The organism is Streptomyces doebereineriae, from assembly GCF_031845645.1.
Taxonomy (GTDB): Bacteria; Actinomycetota; Actinomycetes; order Streptomycetales; family Streptomycetaceae; genus Streptomyces; species Streptomyces canus.
In genome coordinates this window covers 1-434 of the sequence record NZ_JAVREZ010000389.1, presented here as the reverse complement: position 1 = coordinate 434, position 434 = coordinate 1, and the positions used below count along the sequence as shown (strand labels likewise).

Annotated in this window: 1 protein-coding gene; it reads right to left on the bottom strand. The window is 68.2% G+C overall.

The genetic code is table 11. The features are described 5' to 3' along the window. On the bottom strand, positions 1–212 hold a 212-nt coding region (locus RNB18_RS52440), incomplete at its 3' end, for a carboxylesterase family protein (protein WP_311721110.1). Positions 213–434: the final 222 nt, after the last annotated feature.

Sequence of the window (434 nt, the reverse complement as noted above, 5' to 3'; positions counted from 1 at the left end):
AGCGTGTAGCGATTTTGCTGGGGCGCGCAGTAACCGAACCCGTGGCAGTAGCGCACGCCGGGCCACGGCTCGGCCGGCTCGGGTGCCCGAAGACGCAGCCGGCCCACCGGCGGCTTGGCGTAAGGGATGGAGCGCCAACGATGTACGCCGTCGCGAGTGAACCCCTCGACGATGCCGGTACTGATCTTTGCCCGGACAGTCCGCTCGTGCATGAACCGACCGTATCGAACTACACCGGTGTAGGCGGACACGCGGTGGGCGTGACACGCGACCGCGAGCCTTGCGGGTATGCGCACCGTTGTGACTGTTGGGGCTGCTGTGCTTTCGGCGGCCCTCGTGGCGGCCTGCTCATCGGGAGGGGGACACGAGTCGCAGCCGAACTCGCAGCCCCGGATGTCGATGCCGGCCGGCGCCCCACACACCTAGACCACCAC